The sequence below is a fragment of the Peribacillus sp. SIMBA_075 genome, assembly GCF_046534585.1.
Genome location: NZ_JAWRYN010001141.1, coordinates 1 through 252, shown reverse-complemented (window position 1 = coordinate 252; position 252 = coordinate 1). Strand labels below are relative to the sequence as shown.

The following is a 252-nucleotide window of genomic DNA, read 5'->3' as shown; positions in this document are numbered from 1 at the left end:
CGACATGTAAAAATTCGATTTGATTTTTACGTATAAATAATGAACGGAGGAAATGAATTTATGGCTACTTTACCAAATTGTCCAAAATGTAATTCAGAATATACGTATGAGGATGGCGCTCTTTTCGTATGTCCAGAATGTGCCCATGAGTGGGGTCAAGAAGCGGAAGCTGAAAGTAATGATGGTGCAAAAGTTGTAAAAGATGCGAACGGAAACGTTCTTCAAGATGGCGATGCTGTTACTGTAATTAAA

1 pseudogene is annotated in these 252 nt (G+C 37.3%); it reads left to right on the top strand.

Going from position 1 to position 252, the window contains the following annotated elements:
• Positions 1-60: 60 nt before the first annotated feature.
• Positions 61-252 (top strand): annotated as a pseudogene (phnA, locus tag SB775_RS31875) (alkylphosphonate utilization operon protein PhnA); the annotation flags it as partial.